This window comes from Bradyrhizobium sp. UFLA01-814 (assembly GCF_046718885.1).
In the GTDB taxonomy this organism is placed as follows: domain Bacteria; phylum Pseudomonadota; class Alphaproteobacteria; order Rhizobiales; family Xanthobacteraceae; genus Bradyrhizobium; species Bradyrhizobium elkanii.
Map to the genome: position 1 here is coordinate 1 of NZ_JAQOSR010000342.1, position 2,682 is coordinate 2,682.

Annotated in this window: 2 protein-coding genes and 1 pseudogene; all 3 read left to right on the forward strand. The window is 64.1% G+C overall.

Annotation, left to right across the window (positions count from 1 at the left end; all coding sequences use genetic code 11):
- The coding region (locus tag PMN64_RS42640) for an AMP-dependent synthetase/ligase (protein ID WP_411785088.1) at positions 1 to 1,555 on the forward strand (1,555 nt) is incomplete at its 5' end.
- Positions 1,556 to 2,428: a branched-chain amino acid ABC transporter permease gene (locus PMN64_RS42645; protein ID WP_028339595.1), complete on the forward strand. Its 873-nt coding sequence runs from the start codon at positions 1,556 to 1,558 to the stop codon at positions 2,426 to 2,428.
- Positions 2,428 to 2,682, forward strand: a pseudogene (locus tag PMN64_RS42650) (branched-chain amino acid ABC transporter permease); the annotation flags it as partial. The gene PMN64_RS42645 and the pseudogene PMN64_RS42650, both read left to right, overlap by 1 nt.

Below are 2,682 nucleotides of genomic sequence, written 5' to 3' on the forward strand. Positions count from 1 at the left end.
TCCCTGGGTCGAGCTGCAATATATCGTCAAGCATTCGGGTGCCCGCATCGTCGTCACCGGCGACCAGGAGCAGACCGACAAGGTGCTGGATGCGATGGCGGGCAATGGCGGCCTGCCGGATCTGGAGGCCATCGTCTGCATCGACATGAAGGGCCTGCGGCATTACCGGCAATCGGAACTGATGTCGTTCGCCGCATTGTGCGAGCGCGGCAGGGCCTACGCGCAGCAGAACCCGGAGGCCGACGCCACGCTCGACCGCCTGATCAGCCAGGGCGCGCCCGACGACGTCTGCATCCTCGTCTACACCTCGGGCACGACAGGTCCGCCCAAGGGCGCGATGCTGACCCATCGCAATCTCGTCTACGCCGCCTATGCCTACGCCAGGACCGTCGGGATCGCCGACAAGCCGTTCGAAGCGGTGAGCTATCTGCCGCTGTGCCACGTCGCGGAGCGCTGCTACGGCACGGTGACCCATCTCGTGCTCGGCGGCACCGTGTCCTTTGCCGAATCGATCGACACGGTCGCGATCAACATCCGCGAGATCGCACCGACCTTCTTCGTCGGCGTTCCCCGCATCTACGAGAAGCTGCAGCAGGGCTTTCTGTTCCGCCTCGGCGAGAGCGGCCGCCTGCGCCAGAGCTTCACCAGGGCCTGTCTCGCCTGGGGCCGCACGCTGTCCGACCGCCGGCAGGCCGGCAACGATAATTGGCTCGATCGCGTGGCTTATGGGGTGCTCTATCTCCTGATGTTCCGCAATTTGCAGCGCCATCTCGGCTTCGCCTACAGCCAGCACCGGCTCTGTGCCGGCGCCTCGATCTCGCCGGAGACGCTGCGCTTCTTCGACATCATCGGCCGCCCGGTATCACAGGGCTACGGCCTCACCGAAAGCGGCGGCGTCGCCTTCATCCAGACCGAAAACCATCACCGGATCGGCGGCTGCGGCGTGCCGCTGCCGCAGACCGAATGGAAGTGTGATACCGACGGCGAGATCCTGCTGCGCAATCCGGGCGTCTTCAAGGGCTACTTCCTCGACGAGAAAGCCTCGACCGCCTCGCTGGAGCCCGGCGGCTGGCTGCGCACCGGCGACATCATCGATGTCCTCGACAATGGCGAGATCGCCGTGGTCGACCGCAAGAAAGCGATCATCATCACCGCCGGCGGCAAAAACATCGCGCCATCCGAGATCGAGAACGCGCTGAAGGATTCCGAGTTCATCAAGGAAGCGATCGTGGTCGGCGAGGCCAAGAAGTATCTCGGCGCCATCATCCAGGTCGACTACGACAATGTCGGCCGCTGGGCGCGCGACCGGGCGCTCGCCTACACCAACTACAAATCGCTGTCGCAGCTTCCCGAAGTGAATGAGCTGGTCGAGCGCGTCGTCAACGAGACCAACAAGCGGTTCGCCCGGGTCGAGAACATCAGGCGATTCGCCATCCTGGAAAAGGAGCTCGACCATGACGACGGCGAATTGACCGCCACCCAGAAGGTACGCCGCGCCATGATCGAGAAGAAGTTCGCCCGCGAGCTCGCCATCATCTACCGGGCGGAGGGCTGAATGCAGTATCTCATCCAGCTGCTGATCTCGGGGCTCGCGATCGGCGCGATCTACGGCCTGATCGCGATGGGTTTCGCGGTGATCTACAAGTCGACCGGGCTGGTCAATTTCGCGCAGGGCGAAATGACCATGATCACGGCTTACATCGCCTGGACGATCTCGACCACGGTCAGCGGCAATGTGTTCGTCGTCGCGGTGGGCTCGATTCTCGCCGCCATCCTGCTCGGGCTGATCATCGAGCGGCTCGTGATGCGGCCGATGCTGGGCGAGCCGGTATTCGCGACCGTGATGGTGACGATCGGGCTCGCCGTGATCCTGCGCTCCGCCATCAACTTCATCTGGGATGCCTATCCGCATGGCCTCGATATCGGCATGGGCCGCGGCATCGTGCATCTCGGCGGCATCGGCGTGCGCACCGGGCAGATTGCCGTGATCGCGACGCTGCTTCTGCTGCTCGCCGCGATCTGGGCGTTCTTCCGCTACAGCAAGGTCGGGGTAGCGATGCGCGCGGTCGCAGCCGACGACCGCACCGCGCTGCTGATGGGCATCAGCGCAACAAGAGTTCATGCGCTCGCCTGGGCCGCCTCCTCCGTGATCGCCGGCATCGGCGGCGTGTTCTTCGCGCTGTCTTATGATCTATCGCCGGCGATGTTTCAGCTCGGGCTGAAGGCGTTTCCGGCCACCATCCTGGGCGGCCTCGACGCCGTGCTCGGCTCCGGCCTCGGCGGCCTCCTGATCGGCATCACCGAAAACCTGGCCGGCGGCTATATCGGCTCCGGCATGAAGGAGGTCGCGGGCTTTGCCATGATCATCATCGTGCTGATGATCCGCCCGTTCGGCATCTTCGGCGAACGCGACATCGAGAGGGTGTGATGCGCACCGGCGATTACAAGCAGAGCTATGGCGAACTGGTTGCGCTGATCGATTCCCCGCCGGTGTGGCTATGGTCGGCGGTGTTGCTGCTGGCGCTGATCGCAGCGCCTTATGTTCTGAATTCCTACGCCCTGTCGTTCCTGATGATCATCCTGATCACGGTCACCGGCGCGCTCGGGCTCAACATCCTGACCGGCTACACCGGTCTGATCTCGCTCGGCCATGTCGGCTTCCTCGTCACCGGCGCCTATGCC

What these genes read in the sequence shown, in the direction of transcription:
- PMN64_RS42645 (WP_028339595.1), top strand. Translation starts at nt 1,556, where the DNA reads ATGCAGTATCTCATCCAGCTGCTGATCTCGGGGCTCGCGATCGGCGCG.